The organism is Pseudomonas sp. FSL R10-1350 (genome assembly GCF_009600525.1).
GTDB classification, from domain to species: Bacteria; Pseudomonadota; Gammaproteobacteria; order Pseudomonadales; family Pseudomonadaceae; genus Aquipseudomonas; species Aquipseudomonas helleri.
Genome location: NZ_WIVR01000040.1, coordinates 30,464 through 47,179, shown reverse-complemented (window position 1 = coordinate 47,179; position 16,716 = coordinate 30,464). Strand labels below are relative to the sequence as shown.

The following is a 16,716-nucleotide window of genomic DNA, read 5'->3' as shown; positions in this document are numbered from 1 at the left end:
TGCAACCACCGCAGCCACCGCAACCGCAGCGCCAACACCGGCCGCTGCACCCGCTGCGGCGACACCCGCAACGCCGGCGACAACCCCTACCAGCGCTTCTTAAGCGTGGTTGATTGCGGCGCGCAGCGTTTGCAGCGCGCCGTGATCAGGGTGTTCAACCCCGCTAACCAGTCTTTGCAGCCAGTCGCAGTCGTCTTGCGATTGCGCAGGTAACCAGCCCAGGGTTGCCGTCTCCAGACGTCGCAACAACGTCCGTTCTGCCTCCAGCTCCAAGCCTTTGATCAGCCCGCGTAACGCAGACAATTCGTCATCGTGCGTGGCCGCTTCGCGCCATTGCGTGCGTAATTGGCGCAAGGGCTGCACGACGTCGCGTTGCCAAGGTTCAGCGCAAGCCCGCAAGCACTCAAAACGCGCCTCATCGCAGGCGATACGCCGGTGCTCCAGCCAGGCTGCGCACAGCAGCAGGCACACATCCAGGCCCTGACGTTGCAGGCTTAAACAGGCGTGCTCAATGCCGGGCAGGGCATAGACCTTCAAACAGTAATTCCACAGATCGGTCTGCATAGTGCAATTCGCGCCAGTTGAGAGGGAAGCTGGTAGACTCCGCGGCCATTATGATCCGACTTCAGAACCTGACTTTACAGCGTGGCCCTCAGCGTCTGCTAGAAGACGCCGAGCTGACCCTGCACGCCGGCCACAAAGCCGGTTTGGTCGGCGCCAATGGCGCCGGTAAATCCACTTTGTTCGCCTTGCTGCTGGGTGAGTTGACGCCTGATTCCGGGGATTGTCTGCTACCAGCCGACTGGCGGATTGCCCACATGCGGCAAGAAATCGACACCCTCGATCGCATTGCGATCGACTACGTGCTCGATGGCGACCAGCGCTTGCGCGAGGTGCAAGCCAATCTTGCCCAGGCTGAGGCCGCCCAGGACGGTGCCGCGCAGGCGCGCTGGCATGCCGAACTGGACAGCGCCGACGGTTACACCGCCGATGCCAGGGCGCGCAAAATGCTCGCCGGGCTGGGGTTTACCAACGAACAAATGGACCGCCCGGTCGCCGACTTCTCCGGCGGCTGGCGGATGCGCCTTAACCTGGCCCAGGCCCTGATGTGCCCGTCCGATCTGTTGTTGCTCGACGAACCGACCAACCACTTGGACCTCGACGCCATTCTGTGGCTCGAAGACTTCCTCAAAAGCTACCCCGGCACTATGTTGTTGATCTCCCACGACCGGGATTTCCTCGACGCTGTGGTCGATAACATCGCTCACGTCGAACAGCGCAAAATTACCCTCTATCGCGGGGGTTACAGCGCCTTTGAACGTGCCCGCGCCGAGCGTCTGGCTCAGCAACAACAGGCCTACGAGAAGCAGCAGGCGCAACGTGCGCACATGGAAAGCTACATCGCCCGTTTCAAGGCCCAGGCCACCAAGGCCCGTCAGGCGCAGAGCCGGATCAAGGCCCTTGAGCGCATGGAAGAACTGAGCGCGGCCCACGTCGACTCACCGTTCAACTTCGTGTTCCGTGAAGCGGTCAAACTCTCCAGCCCGTTGCTCGACTTGTCGGACGCGCGCCTGGGGTATGGCGACAAAACCATCCTTGAGAAGGTCAAGCTGCAACTGGTGCCGGGTGCCCGCATCGGCCTGCTCGGCCCGAACGGTGCCGGTAAGTCGACCCTGATCAAAAACCTGGCGGGTGAGCTGGTTCCGCTGGCGGGGCGTCTGGCCCGGGGCGAAAACCTGTCGGTCGGTTACTTTGCCCAGCATCAACTCGACTCACTGGACTCCAAGGCCAGCCCGTTGCTGCACTTGCAGCGTCTGGCGCCGACCGAGCGTGAGCAAGTGTTGCGTGATTTCCTCGGCGGGTTCGACTTCCGCGGGGCGCGCATCGACGAGCCGGTGCTGAACTTCTCGGGCGGTGAAAAAGCCCGTCTGGCCCTCGCGCTGATCGCGTGGGAACGCCCGAACCTGTTGCTGCTCGACGAACCGACCAACCACCTTGATCTGGAAATGCGCCTGGCCCTGACCATGGCCTTGCAAGAGTTCAGTGGTGCGGTGCTGGTGGTGTCTCACGATCGTCACTTGCTCAAAAGCACCACCGACGAGTTCTTGCTGGTAGCCGATGGCAAAGTCCAGGAGTTCGACGGCGACCTCGACGACTACGCCCGCTGGCTGGCTGATTACCGCCTGCGCAATGCGCCGGTGAGCAACACCGTAATCAACCCGGACAAGACCGATAAAAAGGCCCAACGTCAGGCGGCGGCTGCGTTGCGTCAGCAACTGGCACCGCACAAGCGTGAAGCCAACAAGCTCGAAAGCGAGTTGGGCAAAGTCACTGAAAAGCTCGCCCGGATCGAGACCAGCCTCGGTGACAGCGGCGTCTACGAGGCGGCGCGCAAAGACGAACTGCGTGAGTTGCTGGCCGATCAGGCCAAGCTCAAAGTGCTCGAAGGCCAGCTCGAAGAACGCTGGATGGAAGCCCTGGAAGTGCTTGAGACCTTGCAAGCCGAACTGGAAGCCCTGTCCTGATGGAGTCGCTCAACTTACCCGTACCGGCCGAGTTGATCGCGCCCCTATGGATCGGTGTGCAGATCTTGCTGATCCTGCTGGCGGGGTACTTCCTGCAACGCGTGGTTGCGCGTTTTCTGACCCGTCTGGGCGAGCGTTACCCTTTGCCGTCGCAGTTGCTGTTGCCGCTGCGAGGCGGGTTGCGCTGGTTCATCATGGGCAGCGCGGTGATCTTCGTTCTCGAACGCCTGGGCGTTTCGGCCACGGTGTTGTGGACCGCGCTGTCAGGCTTTGTGGCGGTGGCGGCGATTGCCTTCTTCGCCATGTGGAGCGTGTTGTCCAACCTGCTGTGCGCGGTGTTGATCTTCACCGTGGGGCCGTTTCGCATTGGCGACGTGGTGGAGTTGCTCGACACCCTCGACAAGCCGGGGGTCAAAGGTCGCGTCGTGGCCATCAACCTGCTGTACACCACCCTGGTTGAGCCTGCCGAAGCCGGCAGTGGCAGCAGCATGGTGCAAGTCCCCAACAGCCTGTTCTTCCAGCGCTCCGTGCGCCGCTGGCGCGAAGGCGATCTGTAAGGCGCCATAACTTTGTAGGAGCTGCCGCAGGCTGCGATCTTTTGATCTTCAAGCAACGTCAAAAGATCGCAGCCTCCGGCAGCTCCAACGGTTTGGATTTAAAAACATCTGGTTAATTTTCAGCCCGCGCATTAGCTTAAGGACTTGTTACAGTTTTTGTCCGAGGTGTGCGATGTCGCTGGAAACGTGGTTGGCCTTTTTCGCTGCTTGCTGGGTCATTAGCCTGTCGCCTGGCGCAGGCGCCATTGCGTCGATGTCGTGCGGCCTGCAATACGGCTTCTGGCGCGGCTATTGGAATGCGTTGGGCCTGCAACTGGGTCTGGCCCTGCAAATCTTTATTGTCGCCGCCGGTGTCGGTGCCATCCTCGCCGCGTCGTCCACCGCCTTCTACGCGATCAAATGGTTTGGCGTGGCCTACCTCGTTTACCTCGCCGTAAAACAATGGCGTGCCTTGCCGTCCGACCTCAGCGAAGACTCGGCCATCCGCCCCATCGGTAAACCGCTGGCGCTGGTGTTTCGTGGCTTTCTGGTGAATGTCAGCAACCCCAAAGCTCTAGTGTTCATGCTCGCGGTGCTGCCGCAGTTTGTGAACCCGAACGAGCCGTTGGTGAGCCAGTACCTGACCCTGGGTGTGACCATGATCGCCGTCGATTTGATCGTCATGGCCGGTTACACCGGCTTGGCGTCCAAGGTCTTGCGCCTGCTGCGCACGCCCAAACAGCAGCGCCGCCTGAACCGCACCTTTGCCGGTTTGTTCGTGGGTGCAGCAGGGTTTCTGGCGACGTTGCACCGCGCCACCACCTAAAAATCTTGAGTCGCGGTCATTGGAAGTGAACAATGTGTTACTTCTCATTTCCACCCGGATCTTTCAATGACCGCCCGATCGCGCTGTTTGGCCTGGCTGATGGTGCCAGTGCTCGCGTTGTGCAGCCTCGCTGTTTCAGCCAATTCCCCAGAAGGTGCTTCCCAAGCGTTGCACCTTATTGACTACATCGGTGCGGACTATCCGCCTACGGTCGAAGACGGCAAAGTCATCGACGAAACCGAGTATCACGAACAGTTAGAGTTCCTCACCGTCCTCAAGGGTCTGATTGCCGACTTGCCTGAACGCCCTGAGCGTGCGGAGCTGGCACAAGGTGTTGAGGCCCTGCAATCGGCCATTGAACAGCGCGAAGACGGCGCCAAGGTCGCCCGTGAGGCACGCCAGTTGGGGGCCAAGCTGGCCGTCGCCTACGAAGTCAGCCAAGCGCCGGTGATTACCCCGGATCCTGCGCGCGGTGAGCCGCTGTACGCCCTGCATTGTTCGGTGTGCCATGGTGCCACCGGCGCCGGGGACGGCCCGGCCAGCATGGGCATGACCCCGCCACCGGCCAACCTGCGCGATGCTGCGCGTCTTGACCGCCTGAGCCTCTACGCCATTTTCAACACCCTGGCGCTGGGCGTTGAAGGCACTGACATGCCTGCTTTTGCCGACCAACTGGACGACCGTCAGCGCTGGGACCTGGCCACCTATGTGGCCGGCCTAAGTGCAGACCCAGCGGCGGCTAAAGCAGACAAAACCTACGACCTCGCTGAATTAGCCCGTCAGACCCCGGGCGAAGTGCTGGCCGCAGAAGGCCCGCAAGCCGCAGCCACGTTCCGCGCACAACGGGCACAGCCGCCGCAGGTCAAGCGTGGCCCGGCGCAGTTGCTCGACTACACCAGCCAAACTCTGGACAAAAGCCTGGCGGCCTATCGCGAGGGTGATCGTGAACAAGCCTACGACTTGTCTGTAGCCGCCTACCTGGAAGGCTTTGAGCTGGTGGAAAGCTCGCTGGACAACGTCGACAGCAGCGTGCGTAAAACCACCGAAAAAGCCTTGATGGCGTATCGGCAATCGCTGCAGGACGGCTTGCCAATCGAACAGGTCGAGCAGCGTCTGGACGCCGCCAAAGCCTTGCTCAAAGAGTCGGCCGGGCTGCTGGGCAGCGATGGCTTGAGCTGGTCCTTGAGCTACATTTCGGGCTTGTTGATTCTGCTGCGTGAAGGCCTTGAAGCAATTCTGGTGCTGGCGGCTATCCTCGCCTTCTTACGCAACACCGGCCAGCAATCGGCGGTACGCAGCGTCAACATCGGCTGGGGCCTGGCTTTGGTCGCGGGCTTGGCCACGTGGGCGCTGGCCGCCTACGTGATTGACGTCAGCGGCGCCCAACGCGAACTGCTCGAAGGCTGCACCGCGCTGTTTGCCAGCGTCATGGTGCTGTGGCTGGGCGTGTGGATGCACGACCGCCGCCATGCCGATGCCTGGCAGGATTACATCAAAAGCAGCCTGGTCAGCGGCGGCGGGCGGTTTGGCTTTGCGGTGCTGGCGTTCTTCTCGGTGTACCGCGAACTGTTCGAAGTGATCCTGTTCTACGAAACCCTGTGGCTGCAAGCGGGCCCGGCCGGGCATGACGCCGTACTGGCGGGCGGTGCCACGGCGCTGGTGCTGCTGATCGGCCTGGCGTGGATCATCCTGCGCGGCTCAGCCAAATTGCCACTGGGCGTATTCTTCGGCATCAACGCCGCGCTGCTGTGCGCCTTGTCCGTCGTCTTCGCCGGCCATGGCGTCAAAGCCCTGCAGGAAGCCGGAATCTTTGGCACACGACCTGTGCCGTTCTTCGAGTTCGACTGGCTCGGCATCCACGCAGACGCCTACTCGCTCAGCGCACAAGCCATCGCCATCCTGGCGATCATCGTGCTCTACAGCCGCAGCAGACTGGCTGAAAAGCGTCGGGAACAGGCTTCTTAAATACGGATGGGAGCGAGGCTTGCCCGCTCCCACCGTTTTTTGTTTCTTATTATCAGGAGCTACCCCCATGCGTGTCTGGATCGACGCAGACGCTTGCCCCAAGGCTGCGAAGGATCAGGTCATCAAATTCGCGCTCAAGCGTCAGTTTGAGGTGGTGCTGGTGGCCGGGCAGAGTCAGGTCAAGCCGACGTATACGTTGGTCAAGCTGATTGTGGTGCCCAGTGGCCCGGATGCGGCGGATGACTATTTGGTCGAGCATGCCGTGCCCGGCGAGTTGGTGATTTGCAGCGATGTGCCGCTGGCTGACCGGCTGGTGAAGAAGGGCGTGGCAGCGCTGGACCCGCGCGGTAAAGAGTTTGACGCGCAGAACATGGGCGAGCGGCTGGCGGTGCGTAATTTGTTTACTGATTTGCGTGAGCAAGGCCAGGTCGGCGGCGGGCAGGGTGCTTATGGCGAACGCGACAAGCAGGCGTTCGCCAATGCACTGGACCGGATTCTGACCCGGCTCGCGCGGGGCTGATTACGCGTGCTGGGTCAGTTCCAGGACCCGGTCGACCATTTTGTTGATGCCAGAAGCGGCTTCGCTGATGGACTGGGCCAGCATGTAGGCCGGGGTGCTGACCAGTTTGCGGGCTTTGTCTTCGACGATGTCAGAGACTTCACATTCTTGGTGAGTGCCGCCCATTTTTTCTACCGCCGCGGCGGTGTCTGCATCTTTGCCGATGGTACAGATCACGCCAGGGCCGTAGATTTTGGCGGCAATGGCCGGTGAGATGCACATCAAACCGATCGGCTTGCCCGCCTCGGCAAAGGCTTCAGCCAGGGCCAGAACATCGGGTTGAACGCTGCAGGCAGCGCCTTCAGTGGCGAAGCTAGAAAGGTTTTTGGCGGCGCCAAACCCGCCGGGTACGATCAGTGCGTCAAAGTCGTCCACCTTGGCTTCACGTATGTCCTTGATCTCCCCACGGGCGATCCGCGCCGACTCGACCAGCACATTGCGCGATTCGGGCATTTCTTCGCCGGTCAGGTGATTGATGACGTGCAGTTGCGCAATGTTCGGCGCGAAGCATTGCACGTGGGCGCCGCGCTGACTGAGGCGCAGCAGGGTGATCACGCTTTCGTGGATTTCGGTGCCGTCATAGACGCCACAGCCGGAAAGAACAACGGCAATATTTTTGGTGGTCATGGTGGGTCTCCTTGTTCGTGGCGTTACTGTCTCTTTATTTGGCAACTGATGCCAGTGGGAGGTTCCGCGATCACGCAGGCGCTGCGGTGCAGCGCCCAGGGAGAGGGTGTGTGCGAGCGCACACACCGGCTTATTCCGCTGGTGGGGTGTTAACTTCAGCGGCTTTGTTTTTTTCTTCCAGCGCGGTCTGTTTGGCCAGGCGCGCGTTCTTGAAGCGCCGGCGCAGCCACAGGCAGCCGCCCAGCACCAGCAAGGCGCCCAGTACCCACAGCTCGTACTTTTTGACGCTGCCTAGCAGGCCTTCCAGCACGGCGCCAAAGTGGTAGGCGGCGGTGGCCAGGGCAACGGCCCAAATGGCGGCACCAATCCCGTTGAGCAGCAGGTAGCGGCCCGGCGGGTAGCCCGAAAGGCCAATGGCCACGGGCATGACGGTGCGCAGACCGTACACAAAGCGGAAGCTCAAGACCCAGATGTCCGGGTGCTTGCGGATATGCTCCAGCGCCTTGTCGCCCATGAGTTGCCAGCGCGGTTTGCGCGCCAACAATTTGCGGCCGTGTTTGCGCCCCAGGAAGTACCACAGCTGGTCGCCGGCATAACTGCCGAGGAACGCCACGATCATGACCACTTTAAGGTCCATGTATCCGCGGAACGCCAAGAAGCCTGCGAGAACCAGGATGGTCTCACCTTCAAAGAACGTCCCTAGAAACAGGGCGAAGTAACCGAATTCTTGAAGAAATTGTTGGAGCATTGTCTGGATGCTGGAGAAATGAACGCGCAGCCTACGCCTTAAGGGACGTTCAGGAAAGTATCGAACTGTGTCTTCTCATGAACAATTCCTACAAATCGTAAGTATTTGACCTACATCATAAGGGTTGTCATCTAGGATTCATGACACGTTGCTATAACGGTCGCGCGTAGATGGACAGTGCTCAACATCTGTGGGAGCGGGCTTGCTCGCGATTCAGCCGCTGCGGTTCTTCAGGATCGCCGCGGCGATGCCATCGCGAGCAAGCCCGCTCCCACAATAAGCATCGTTGCAGAACAAAATTGACAAAAAGCCCTCTAATCGGCTCCAGCCCGCATAAAGCGCCTATGAGCGGTTTAAACCCATTGGCGTTGGTGGCATTCTGGCAGCTTGATTGCACGCGCCGCTAAACGGTCACGAGAGTCAAACCCGCTCTTACAGGAACATTCAATGAATACCGAAGGACAGACAGAACTCGTTGCTACTGAGGCTGAGCCCATTGTGGAGCAGGCCACTGAGACACCGCCCGTGCCGGAAGCTCACGCACCTGCTGCGCCTGAAGCGCCAGCGGCGGCGCAACCAGCCATTGCCATTCCGGGTCTGGATGACAGCAGCCTGTATATCCACCGTGAACTCTCGCAGTTGCAATTCAACATCCGGGTGCTTGAGCAGGCGCTGGATGAGTCCTACCCGCTGCTTGAGCGGTTGAAGTTCCTGTTGATTTTCTCCAGCAACCTGGACGAATTCTTCGAAATTCGTGTAGCCGGCCTGAAGAAACAAATTACCTTCGCCCGCGAACAAGCGGGCGCCGATGGCTTGCAGCCGCACCAGGCGCTGGCCCGGATCAGCGAGCTGGTACACGGCCACGTTGATCGCCAATACGCGATCCTCAACGACATCCTGCTGCCCGAGCTTGAAAAGCATCAGGTGCGCTTTATCCGTCGCCGTTACTGGAACACCAAGATCAAGGTCTGGGTGCGCAAGTTCTTCCGCGACGAAATCGCGCCGATCATTACCCCGATCGGTCTCGACCCGACGCACCCGTTCCCGCTGCTGGTGAACAAGAGCCTCAACTTTATCGTTGAGCTTGAAGGCATCGACGCCTTTGGCCGCGATTCCGGCCTGGCGATCATCCCGGCGCCGCGCTTGTTGCCACGTGTGATCAAAGTGCCTGAAGAGGTCGGTGGCCCAGGCGACAACTACGTGTTCCTGTCGTCGATGATCCACGCCCACGCCGATGACCTGTTCCAGGGCATGAAGGTGAAGGGGTGCTACCAGTTCCGTCTGACCCGTAACGCCGACCTGGCCGTTGACACCGAAGATGTAGAAGACTTGGCCCGTGCCCTGCGCGGCGAGCTGTTCTCACGTCGCTACGGCGATGCGGTGCGTCTGGAAGTGGCCGACACCTGCCCGAAACACCTGTCGGACTACCTGCTCAAGCAGTTCAACCTGCAAGAGACCGAGCTGTACCAAGTCAACGGCCCGGTGAACCTCACGCGCCTGTTCAGCATTACCGGCCTGGACAGCCACCCGGAGCTGCAATACACGCCGTTCACCCCGGCGATTCCGAAGCTGTTGCAGAACAGCGAGAACATTTTCAGCGTGGTCAGCAAGCAGGACATCTTGCTGCTGCACCCGTTTGAGTCCTTCACCCCGGTGGTCGATTTGCTGCGTCAGGCGGCCAAAGACCCGCATGTACTGGCTGTACGCCAGACCCTGTACCGCAGCGGCGCCAACTCTGAAATCGTCGATGCGCTGGTGGATGCCGCGCGTAACGGTAAAGAAGTGACCGCGGTGATCGAGTTGCGGGCGCGGTTTGACGAAGAGTCCAACCTGCAACTGGCCAGCCGTCTGCAAGCCGCCGGTGCGGTGGTGATCTACGGGGTGGTGGGCTTCAAGACTCACGCCAAGATGATGCTGATTCTGCGCCGTGAAGCGGGCGAGATCGTGCGTTACGCGCACTTGGGTACGGGCAACTACCACGCCGGTAACGCGCGTCTGTACACCGACTACAGCTTGCTGACGTCGGATGATGCGCTGTGCGAAGACGTCGGCAAGTTGTTCAGCCAACTGATCGGCATGGGTAAGACCCTGCGCATGAAAAAGCTCCTGCATGCGCCGTTTACCCTGAAAAAAGGCATGCTCGACATGATTGCCCGCGAAACGCAGTTCGCGTTAGAGGGCAAGCCTGCGCACATCATCGCCAAGTTCAACTCGCTGACCGACCCGAAAATCATCCGCGCGCTTTACAAGGCCAGCCAGTCCGGCGTGCGCATTGATCTGGTAGTACGTGGCATGTGCTGCTTGCGTCCGGGCATTCCGGGCGTCTCGCACAACATCCACGTGCGCTCGATCATTGGCCGCTTCCTGGAGCACACACGGGTGTTCTACTTCCTCAATGGCGGCGAAGAGCAGATGTTCCTGTCGAGTGCTGACTGGATGGAGCGCAACCTCGATAAGCGTGTCGAGACGTGCTTCCCGGTAGAGGGCAAAAAGCTGATTCTGCGGGTCAAGAAGGAGCTGGAATGCTACCTGACGGACAACACCCACAGCTGGAGCCTGCAGTCTGACGGCCGTTACGTGCGCAACACGCCGACCGGCAACCAGAACCCGCGCAGCGCCCAAGCGACCCTGCTGGAGCGCCTGAGCCTGCCGGTACTGACCGTCAGCACCGGCCCGTCGGTGTAAACCCTACATAACCCTGTGGGAGCGGGCTTGCTCGCGATTCAGGCGGCGCGGTGTTTCAAACAAACCGCGTCGATCCCATCGCGAGCAAGCCCGCTCCCACATGTGTTTCAAAGCAGGGTGCCTTACGAAATAGTCAGCACTATCCCGACGCGCGTCAGCCATTGGGCTTCTTGTTCGAAGTCGGCCTTGGTCAGCGGGTTCTGTTCCAGCCAGCCTTCAGCGAAAATCACTTCAAGGTGATCGCCATCGGCGCGCAGCTTCACTTGCGACGCTTCCTGGTTGCCACGGATGTGGTAGAACAAAATCGCAAAACGCAGCAGCACGCACAGGCGAATCAGCTTTATGCCTTCGGCGCCAAACTCGGCGAACTTGTCTTTTGGAATGTTACGGCGATGACCGCGCACCAGCAGCGCGAGCATTTGCTGGTCTTCACGTGAGAAACCGGCAAGGTCAGAGTGCTCGATCAGGTAAGCACCGTGCTTGTGGTAGTGGTAGTGGGCAATGTCCAGGCCGACTTCATGGACCTTGGCCGCCCAGCTCAGCAGCTCGCGCCAGACCCCGTCTTCGAGTTCCCATGACTTGGCCACCTGGTCAAACGCGCGCAGGGCTTTGCGTTCAACCCGTGCGGCTTGTTCCAGATCAACGTGGTAGCGCTCCATCAGCGAACTCAAGGTGCGCTCGCGCACGTCTTCGTGATGATGGCGACCTAACAGGTCGTAGAGCACGCCTTCACGCAGGGCGCCGTCGCAGTGGTCCATGCGTTGCAATTCAAGGGCGTCAAAAATCGCCTCAAGAATCGCCAGCCCGGCCGGGAAAATCGCCCGACGGTCTGGCTTGATGCCTTCGAAGTCGATTTTGTCCACTTCGCCCAGCTTGAACAGTTTGCGCTTGAGCCAGGCAAGGCCCTCGGCATTCACTTCGCCTGCACCGTGGCCGCCGGCTTTGAGGGCAAGGCCAATGGCGCGGATGGTGCCGGAGGAGCCGATGGCTTCATCCCACGTCAGGCGATGCAGCGCGTGCTCAATGCTCATGAGCTCAAGGCGCGCCGCGGTGTATGCCTGGGCATAACGTGCCGGGGTAATCTTGCCGTCGCGGAAATAGCGTTGGGTGAAGCTCACGCAGCCCATCTGCAGGCTTTCACGCAGCAGGGGCTCAAAACGTTGGCCGATGATGAATTCGGTACTGCCACCGCCGATGTCGGCCACCAGGCGCTTGCCCGGTGTGTCGGCGAGGGTGTGCGAAACGCCCAGATAAATCAGGCGCGCTTCTTCACGTCCAGAAATGACTTCTACGGTGTGGCCCAGGATTTGTTCTGCGCGCACGATAAATTCATTGCGGTTGCGGGCTTCACGCAAGGCGTTGGTGCCCACGATGCGCACGGCGCCCAAGGGCATGCCTTTGATCAATTGCGCAAAACGCTTCAAGCAATCGAGGCCACGCTGCATGGACTCTTCGTTGAGGTGGCGTTCTTCGTCGATACCGGCAGCCAGCTGCACCTTATCGCCAAGACGTTCAAGAATGCGGATTTCACCGTTCTGAGCCTTGGCCACCACCATGTGAAAGCTGTTAGAACCCAAGTCTATAGCGGCGATCAGGGACGGATTCTTGCTTTTGGATTGGGGCATGTTTGAGGAGTCTCGGTCGATAACTTCGCCATCGTGCCACGATCAAACGCTCGCGCCAACGCGTGATGTGCGATGCATTGATATGGAGCACGTAAGAGATGACGTTAGCTTGTTCCTGACAACTCGTATTTTTTGAAACGATCTAATTTTTGTCACACATCCCCTGTAAAAGCCCCCGCTAACGGTAGGAGCGAGCTTGCCTCGCGATCTTTTAAGGGTTGAAAAGATCGCGAGACAAGCTCGCTCCTACAGGGGTTAAACCTCAACCGAACCGATAAAATTCGCCAGCTCAGGGGTTTTCGGGTTGGCGAACAGCACTTTGGGGTCGCCCACCTCATGCACCTTGCCCTGGTGCATAAACACCAGTTTGTCGCCGACTTCGCGAGCAAAGCGCATTTCGTGGGTCACCATAATCAGCGTCATGCCCTCGCGGGCCAGTTGGCGCACCACGTTGAGCACCTCGTTGACCAGTTCGGGGTCGAGCGCCGAGGTGATTTCGTCACATAGCAGCACTTTGGGCGACATAGCCAGCGCCCGGGCAATGGCCACGCGCTGTTGCTGCCCGCCCGACAGGCGTTCGGGGAAGGCATCGAACTTGTCGCCCAGGCCCACACGCTCCAGCATCTCGCGGGCCAGTTGCGCGGCCTTGGCTTTGGGCACTTTTTGCACCACTTGCGGGGCCAGCATGACGTTTTCGCCGACGCTCAAGTGCGGGAACAAATTGAACTGCTGAAACACCATCCCGACTTTCTGGCGCAGGCTGCGCAAGTCGGCGCGGGCCGCGTCCATGTATTCATCATCGACTTCTATAACCCCGTCGTTGATCGACTCCAGGCCGTTCAAGGTTCTCAGCAGCGTGCTTTTGCCCGAGCCGCTGCGGCCAATGATCGCGACCACCTGGCCTTGTTCAACGCTCAGGTCGATGCCTTTAAGCACGTGATGGTCGCCGTAGTATTTATGCAGGGCGGTAACTCTAAGCAGAGGCATGCAGTCTCCTTTCCAGATAGCGCGCACTGAGCGACAAGGGGTAGCACAAGAGGAAGTAACCGAGCGCCACCAAGCCGTAGACCATAAAAGGCTCAAAAGTGGCGTTGGCCAGCATGCTGCCGGTCTTGGTCAGCTCGGTGAAACCAATGATCGAGGTGACGGCGGTGCCTTTAATCACCTGCACCGAAAACCCTACAGTGGGCGCGATGGCCACCCGTAAGGCTTGCGGCAAAATCACGTAACGCAGTTGTTCCAGCGGGCTTAGCGCCAGGCTGGCCGAGGCTTCCCACTGGCCATTGGCGATGGATTCGACGCTGCCGCGCCAGATCTCTGCCAGGTAAGCGCTGGTAAACAGCGTCAGCGCCAGGGCGGCGGCCATCCACGGCGAAATGTCGATGCCGAGCAAGGCGATGCCAAAAAAGATCAGAAACAGTTGCATCAGCAAGGGCGTGCCCTGAAACAGCTCTATATAGCCGCGTGCCAGCGTGCGGGCGAAGCGGCTCTTGGAGATGCGCATCAGCAACACCAGCAGGCCGATCAGACCGCCACCGATAAAGGCCACGACGGACAGCGCGACGGTCCATTGCAGGCCCGCCAGCAAATTGCGCACGATGTCCCAGAAGGTAAAGTCCATCAGCGACTCCTGCTCAGGTAGCGGCGGCCGAAGGCATTCAGTAACTGGCGAATCAACAGCGCCATGCACAGGTAGATCAGGGTGGTCAGGGCGTAGGTTTCAAAGGCCCGGAAGTTGCGCGACTGAATGAAGTTGGCGAAAAAGCTCAGCTCTTCGGTGGCAATTTGCGAACACACCGCCGAGCCGAGCATCACGATAATGATTTGGCTGCTCAGTGCCGGCCACACTTTGGCCAGCGCGGGCTGCAAGACCACATAGCGAAACGCCTCAAAACGCGACATGGCCAGCGCCGCGGCGGCTTCCAGTTGGCCTTTGGGGATGGCCTGAATGCCGGCGCGAATAATCTCGGTGGAGTAAGCGCCGAGGTTAATCACCATGGCCAGTGCCGAGGCTTGCCATTCGCTGATGTGCACGCCAAGGCCCGGTAAGCCGAAGAAGATAAAAAACAACTGCACCAGAAACGGTGTGTTGCGAATCACTTCAACGTACAGACCAAACAGGGCGGCGAAAGGGCGGATGTTCCAGGCCCGGACCACCGCGCCGACAATCCCCAGGCTGACGCCAAACAGCGTGCCGATGGCGGTCAGTTCCAGGGTGAACAAGGCACCGCGCAGCAACAGGTCAGTGTTTTGCAGGACCGGTAAAAAGTCGAACTGATAAGCCATGATGACCTCGTTGCGGGTGATCAGAGGTCGGCTGGCAGCGGCTCTTTAAGCCATTGCAGCGCATTCTTTTCCAGGCTGCCGTCGGCTTTGGCGGCGCTCAGAATCTGGTTCACCTTATCCAGCAGCTCAGGCTGGCCCTTGTTGACCCCGACATACACCGGCGAGTCCTTGAGCTTTAGCTTCATGGCCGGGATGCGTTTAGGGTTACGCTCGCTGATGGTCACCATCACCACGTTGCCGCTGGCGATCAGGTCTACTTGCCCGGCCAGGTAGGCGGCGATGGTCGAGTTGTTGTCTTCAAAGCGTTTGATCGTGACACCGGCAGGCGCCACGTTGGTCAGCTCGATGTCTTCGATGGCGCCACGGGTGACGCTGATGGTTTTACCTTTGAGGTCATCCAGCGTCTTGATTTCTGCGTCTGGCGGACCAAACACGCCGAGGTAGAAGGGCGCGTAGGCGTGGGAGAAGTCGATGACTTTCTCGCGATCCGGGTTTTTACCCAGGCTGGAAATCACCAGGTCGACTTTACCCGTGGTCAGATACGGCACGCGATTGGTGCTGTTGACCGGCGTGAGTTCCAGTTTGACCTTGAGCTGGTCGGCCAACAGTTTTGCCGTATCAATGTCCAGGCCGCGCGGTTTCATGTCAGGGCCTACCGAGCCAAACGGCGGAAAGTCTTGCGGGACGGCAACCTTCAAGGTGCCGCGAGCCATCACGTCATCAAGTTGATTGGCGCGGGCCGGTGTCTGAAACAACACCAGGCTGGCGAACAAGGCACATATCAGGGCGCTGTAGCGCTGGGTCATGGCAACTCTCCAAATCGGGTGGACGGTGATGTCTGCTGTTGGACAGAGCACAGGCCATGCCAACAGCGGTTTCAGGGCTGGGAGGCAGGGTTCAGAAGGCTTGCGGCGGTCGGACTGGTCTGAACAGTTGCCGAGCTTTTTGCACCTCTATCGGGCGTTGCGTACACGGCTTGAACCGTCGTGGGGCGTGACTTGCCGAGCGCCGGCAATAGCTTTACAACTACGTTCCAACCTCAGCCGATCAAGTCGATTTGTGATGAATTCAAGCGCACGCGCGGTACCCGAAGTGGCGCTGTTGGCCATTCGTAAACTGATCGATGAGCGCGGCTTTGCGCCGGGTGATGCATTGCCTTCGCAGCGCGATCTGGCGGTGCAGTTGGGGGTCAGCCGGGCGTCATTGCGCGAGGCGCTGTCGTCATTGAGTGCGTTGGGCGTGGTCAGCGTCCAGCCCGGCAAAGGCGTGTACGTGCAAACGGTGGGTGAGCCCGCAGCGATCGCCACTGCGTCTGACTGGCCTTTTGCGGCGCAGGCCTGCCCTGAGGACATCTTTCAATTGCGTTACGCGCTTGAGGGGTTGGCGGCAGGATTGGCCGCCGTGAGGCTGACCCGTGATGAACTCGACGTGCTGCAAGACAATGTCGAGGCCATGCGCCTGGAGTTGCGCGCCGAGGACTTCGCCCGGGCGGCGCAACTGGACTTTGAGTTCCATCAGATTATTTTGCGCGCCAGTGGCAACCAGACCATGGCGAATATTCTGATAACCCGCGCCGATATCTTTCTTGAAAGCCAGAAATTGCCCTTTATTCGCCCTGAACGGGCGATGGAAACCTGGCAAGAACACCGCAAAATCCTTCGCGCATTGGCGCGCCACGCCAGCGGGCCAGCGCACAAAGCCATGAGCGAGCACATACGCCAGGCGGCTTCGCGCACCGGGATCGCTTTTGTCACCTCCGGCGTGTTCTGAAAGGGGGTCATACTCAGGCTCATGTGCGGCCATAGTAATAGACAATCATCCGTCAGCTTCCTGAACGCGGTGATGACGGCTATGATGTGCTACGTTTTTGCTTACAACCACGGAGACTTCCATGAGCAGCGATCTTATTAAACACGTTAGCGACGCTAGCTTTGAGGCCGATGTTCTCAAGGCTGAAGGCGCTGTATTGGTCGATTACTGGGCTGAATGGTGTGGCCCTTGCAAAATGATCGCGCCAGTTCTGGATGAGATCGCCGAGACTTACAAAGGCAAGCTGACTGTTGCCAAGCTGAACATTGACGAAAACCAGGAAACCCCTGCCAAGCACGGCGTTCGTGGTATTCCAACGTTGATGCTGTTCAAGAACGGCAACGTTGAAGCCACCAAGGTCGGTGCGCTGTCGAAGTCGCAACTGGCTGCATTCCTCGACGCTAATATCTAAGCGTTGTTAAAAGCCCCGCAAATTGCGGGGCTTTTTCATGGCTCAAGGACTAGACGCTATGAAACTCAAGTGGTACATTCGGCCCCGCACTGGTTTCTCCACTGCCCCCTGCA

Annotated in this window: 16 protein-coding genes; 8 read left to right on the top strand and 8 right to left on the bottom strand. The window is 59.6% G+C overall.

Annotated features, from left to right (window positions below):
- Positions 1-99 precede the first annotated feature (99 nt).
- Positions 100-564, bottom strand: a complete 465-nt coding sequence (locus GHO25_RS17225) for a TIGR02444 family protein (RefSeq protein ID WP_153391407.1) — start codon at positions 562-564, stop codon at positions 100-102.
- A 50-nt stretch (positions 565-614) separates the two neighbouring features.
- Here GHO25_RS17225 and GHO25_RS17220 point away from each other — a divergent pair, with 50 nt between their 5' ends.
- From GHO25_RS17220 to GHO25_RS17200, 5 genes are all read left to right on the top strand, one after another.
- Entirely contained in the window at positions 615-2,525 is a 1,911-nt protein-coding gene (locus tag GHO25_RS17220; protein ID WP_153391405.1) for an ATP-binding cassette domain-containing protein, read from the top strand.
- Complete coding sequence (locus GHO25_RS17215; RefSeq protein WP_048390485.1) at positions 2,525-3,082, top strand: mechanosensitive ion channel family protein; 558 nt, start codon at positions 2,525-2,527, stop codon at positions 3,080-3,082. Before GHO25_RS17220 ends, GHO25_RS17215 begins: the two co-directional genes overlap by 1 nt.
- A gap of 172 nt (positions 3,083-3,254) precedes the next feature.
- Positions 3,255-3,887, top strand: a complete 633-nt coding sequence (locus GHO25_RS17210) for a LysE family transporter (RefSeq protein ID WP_153391403.1) — start codon at positions 3,255-3,257, stop codon at positions 3,885-3,887.
- Between the two features lie 66 nt (positions 3,888-3,953).
- Complete coding sequence (locus tag GHO25_RS17205) at positions 3,954-5,852, top strand: cytochrome c/FTR1 family iron permease (RefSeq protein ID WP_048366901.1); 1,899 nt, start codon at positions 3,954-3,956, stop codon at positions 5,850-5,852.
- Positions 5,853-5,919: 67 nt separating this feature from the next.
- Positions 5,920-6,372, top strand: coding sequence for a YaiI/YqxD family protein (locus tag GHO25_RS17200; RefSeq protein WP_048366900.1), 453 nt, complete (start codon positions 5,920-5,922; stop codon positions 6,370-6,372).
- On the opposite strand, the gene elbB is transcribed toward GHO25_RS17200, so the two are convergent.
- Positions 6,373-7,038, bottom strand: coding sequence for an isoprenoid biosynthesis glyoxalase ElbB (gene elbB, locus GHO25_RS17195; protein WP_048366899.1), 666 nt, complete (start codon positions 7,036-7,038; stop codon positions 6,373-6,375). It abuts the gene before it with no gap.
- A gap of 130 nt (positions 7,039-7,168) precedes the next feature.
- Positions 7,169-7,786 carry a DedA family protein gene (locus GHO25_RS17190; protein ID WP_153391401.1) on the bottom strand — a complete coding sequence of 206 codons (618 nt, stop codon included), beginning with the start codon at positions 7,784-7,786 and terminating at the stop codon, positions 7,169-7,171.
- A gap of 447 nt (positions 7,787-8,233) precedes the next feature.
- Here GHO25_RS17190 and ppk1 point away from each other — a divergent pair, with 447 nt between their 5' ends.
- A complete protein-coding gene (gene ppk1 / locus GHO25_RS17185; protein ID WP_048366897.1) occupies positions 8,234-10,471 on the top strand; it encodes a polyphosphate kinase 1 in 2,238 nt (745 codons plus the stop codon).
- A gap of 122 nt (positions 10,472-10,593) precedes the next feature.
- On the opposite strand, the gene ppx is transcribed toward ppk1, so the two are convergent.
- The 5 genes from ppx to GHO25_RS17160 all read right to left on the bottom strand — a co-directional run bounded on the left by ppx (position 10,594) and on the right by GHO25_RS17160 (position 15,188).
- On the bottom strand, positions 10,594-12,096 hold the full coding sequence (ppx, locus tag GHO25_RS17180) for an exopolyphosphatase (protein ID WP_048366896.1): 1,503 nt from the start codon (positions 12,094-12,096) through the stop codon (positions 10,594-10,596).
- 255 nt (positions 12,097-12,351) lie between these two features.
- Positions 12,352-13,083: an amino acid ABC transporter ATP-binding protein gene (locus GHO25_RS17175; RefSeq protein ID WP_048390478.1), complete on the bottom strand. Its 732-nt coding sequence runs from the start codon at positions 13,081-13,083 to the stop codon at positions 12,352-12,354.
- The gene (locus GHO25_RS17170) at positions 13,070-13,720 is read right to left on the bottom strand and encodes an amino acid ABC transporter permease (protein WP_174479311.1); all 651 of its coding nucleotides are present in this window, start codon (positions 13,718-13,720) and stop codon (positions 13,070-13,072) included. The genes GHO25_RS17175 and GHO25_RS17170 overlap by 14 nt, the downstream gene beginning before the upstream one ends.
- Positions 13,717-14,382, bottom strand: a complete 666-nt coding sequence (locus GHO25_RS17165; RefSeq protein ID WP_048366893.1) for an amino acid ABC transporter permease — start codon at positions 14,380-14,382, stop codon at positions 13,717-13,719. The genes GHO25_RS17170 and GHO25_RS17165 overlap by 4 nt, the downstream gene beginning before the upstream one ends.
- Before the next feature lie 20 nt (positions 14,383-14,402).
- Positions 14,403-15,188: a transporter substrate-binding domain-containing protein gene (locus tag GHO25_RS17160; RefSeq protein WP_048366892.1), complete on the bottom strand. Its 786-nt coding sequence runs from the start codon at positions 15,186-15,188 to the stop codon at positions 14,403-14,405.
- A 256-nt stretch (positions 15,189-15,444) separates the two neighbouring features.
- Between GHO25_RS17160 and GHO25_RS17155 the strand changes: the two genes are divergently transcribed.
- Both GHO25_RS17155 and trxA read left to right on the top strand, forming a co-directional pair.
- Positions 15,445-16,152, top strand: a complete 708-nt coding sequence (locus tag GHO25_RS17155) for a FadR/GntR family transcriptional regulator (protein WP_048390473.1) — start codon at positions 15,445-15,447, stop codon at positions 16,150-16,152.
- 121 nt (positions 16,153-16,273) lie between these two features.
- Positions 16,274-16,603 (top strand): thioredoxin TrxA, encoded by a 330-nt coding sequence (gene trxA, locus GHO25_RS17150; RefSeq protein ID WP_003206727.1) that lies wholly within the window; start codon positions 16,274-16,276, stop codon positions 16,601-16,603.
- The last annotated feature ends 113 nt before the right edge of the window (positions 16,604-16,716 follow it).

What these genes read in the sequence shown, in the direction of transcription:
- GHO25_RS17225 (WP_153391407.1), bottom strand. Translation starts at nt 564, where the DNA reads ATGCAGACCGATCTGTGGAATTACTGTTTGAAGGTCTATGCCCTGCCC.
- GHO25_RS17220 (WP_153391405.1), top strand. Translation starts at nt 615, where the DNA reads ATGATCCGACTTCAGAACCTGACTTTACAGCGTGGCCCTCAGCGTCTG.
- GHO25_RS17215 (WP_048390485.1), top strand. Translation starts at nt 2,525, where the DNA reads ATGGAGTCGCTCAACTTACCCGTACCGGCCGAGTTGATCGCGCCCCTA.
- GHO25_RS17210 (WP_153391403.1), top strand. Translation starts at nt 3,255, where the DNA reads ATGTCGCTGGAAACGTGGTTGGCCTTTTTCGCTGCTTGCTGGGTCATT.
- GHO25_RS17205 (WP_048366901.1), top strand. Translation starts at nt 3,954, where the DNA reads ATGACCGCCCGATCGCGCTGTTTGGCCTGGCTGATGGTGCCAGTGCTC.
- GHO25_RS17200 (WP_048366900.1), top strand. Translation starts at nt 5,920, where the DNA reads ATGCGTGTCTGGATCGACGCAGACGCTTGCCCCAAGGCTGCGAAGGAT.
- elbB (WP_048366899.1), bottom strand. Translation starts at nt 7,038, where the DNA reads ATGACCACCAAAAATATTGCCGTTGTTCTTTCCGGCTGTGGCGTCTAT.
- GHO25_RS17190 (WP_153391401.1), bottom strand. Translation starts at nt 7,786, where the DNA reads ATGCTCCAACAATTTCTTCAAGAATTCGGTTACTTCGCCCTGTTTCTA.
- ppk1 (WP_048366897.1), top strand. Translation starts at nt 8,234, where the DNA reads ATGAATACCGAAGGACAGACAGAACTCGTTGCTACTGAGGCTGAGCCC.
- ppx (WP_048366896.1), bottom strand. Translation starts at nt 12,096, where the DNA reads ATGCCCCAATCCAAAAGCAAGAATCCGTCCCTGATCGCCGCTATAGAC.
- GHO25_RS17175 (WP_048390478.1), bottom strand. Translation starts at nt 13,083, where the DNA reads ATGCCTCTGCTTAGAGTTACCGCCCTGCATAAATACTACGGCGACCAT.
- GHO25_RS17165 (WP_048366893.1), bottom strand. Translation starts at nt 14,382, where the DNA reads ATGGCTTATCAGTTCGACTTTTTACCGGTCCTGCAAAACACTGACCTG.
- GHO25_RS17160 (WP_048366892.1), bottom strand. Translation starts at nt 15,188, where the DNA reads ATGACCCAGCGCTACAGCGCCCTGATATGTGCCTTGTTCGCCAGCCTG.
- GHO25_RS17155 (WP_048390473.1), top strand. Translation starts at nt 15,445, where the DNA reads ATGAATTCAAGCGCACGCGCGGTACCCGAAGTGGCGCTGTTGGCCATT.
- trxA (WP_003206727.1), top strand. Translation starts at nt 16,274, where the DNA reads ATGAGCAGCGATCTTATTAAACACGTTAGCGACGCTAGCTTTGAGGCC.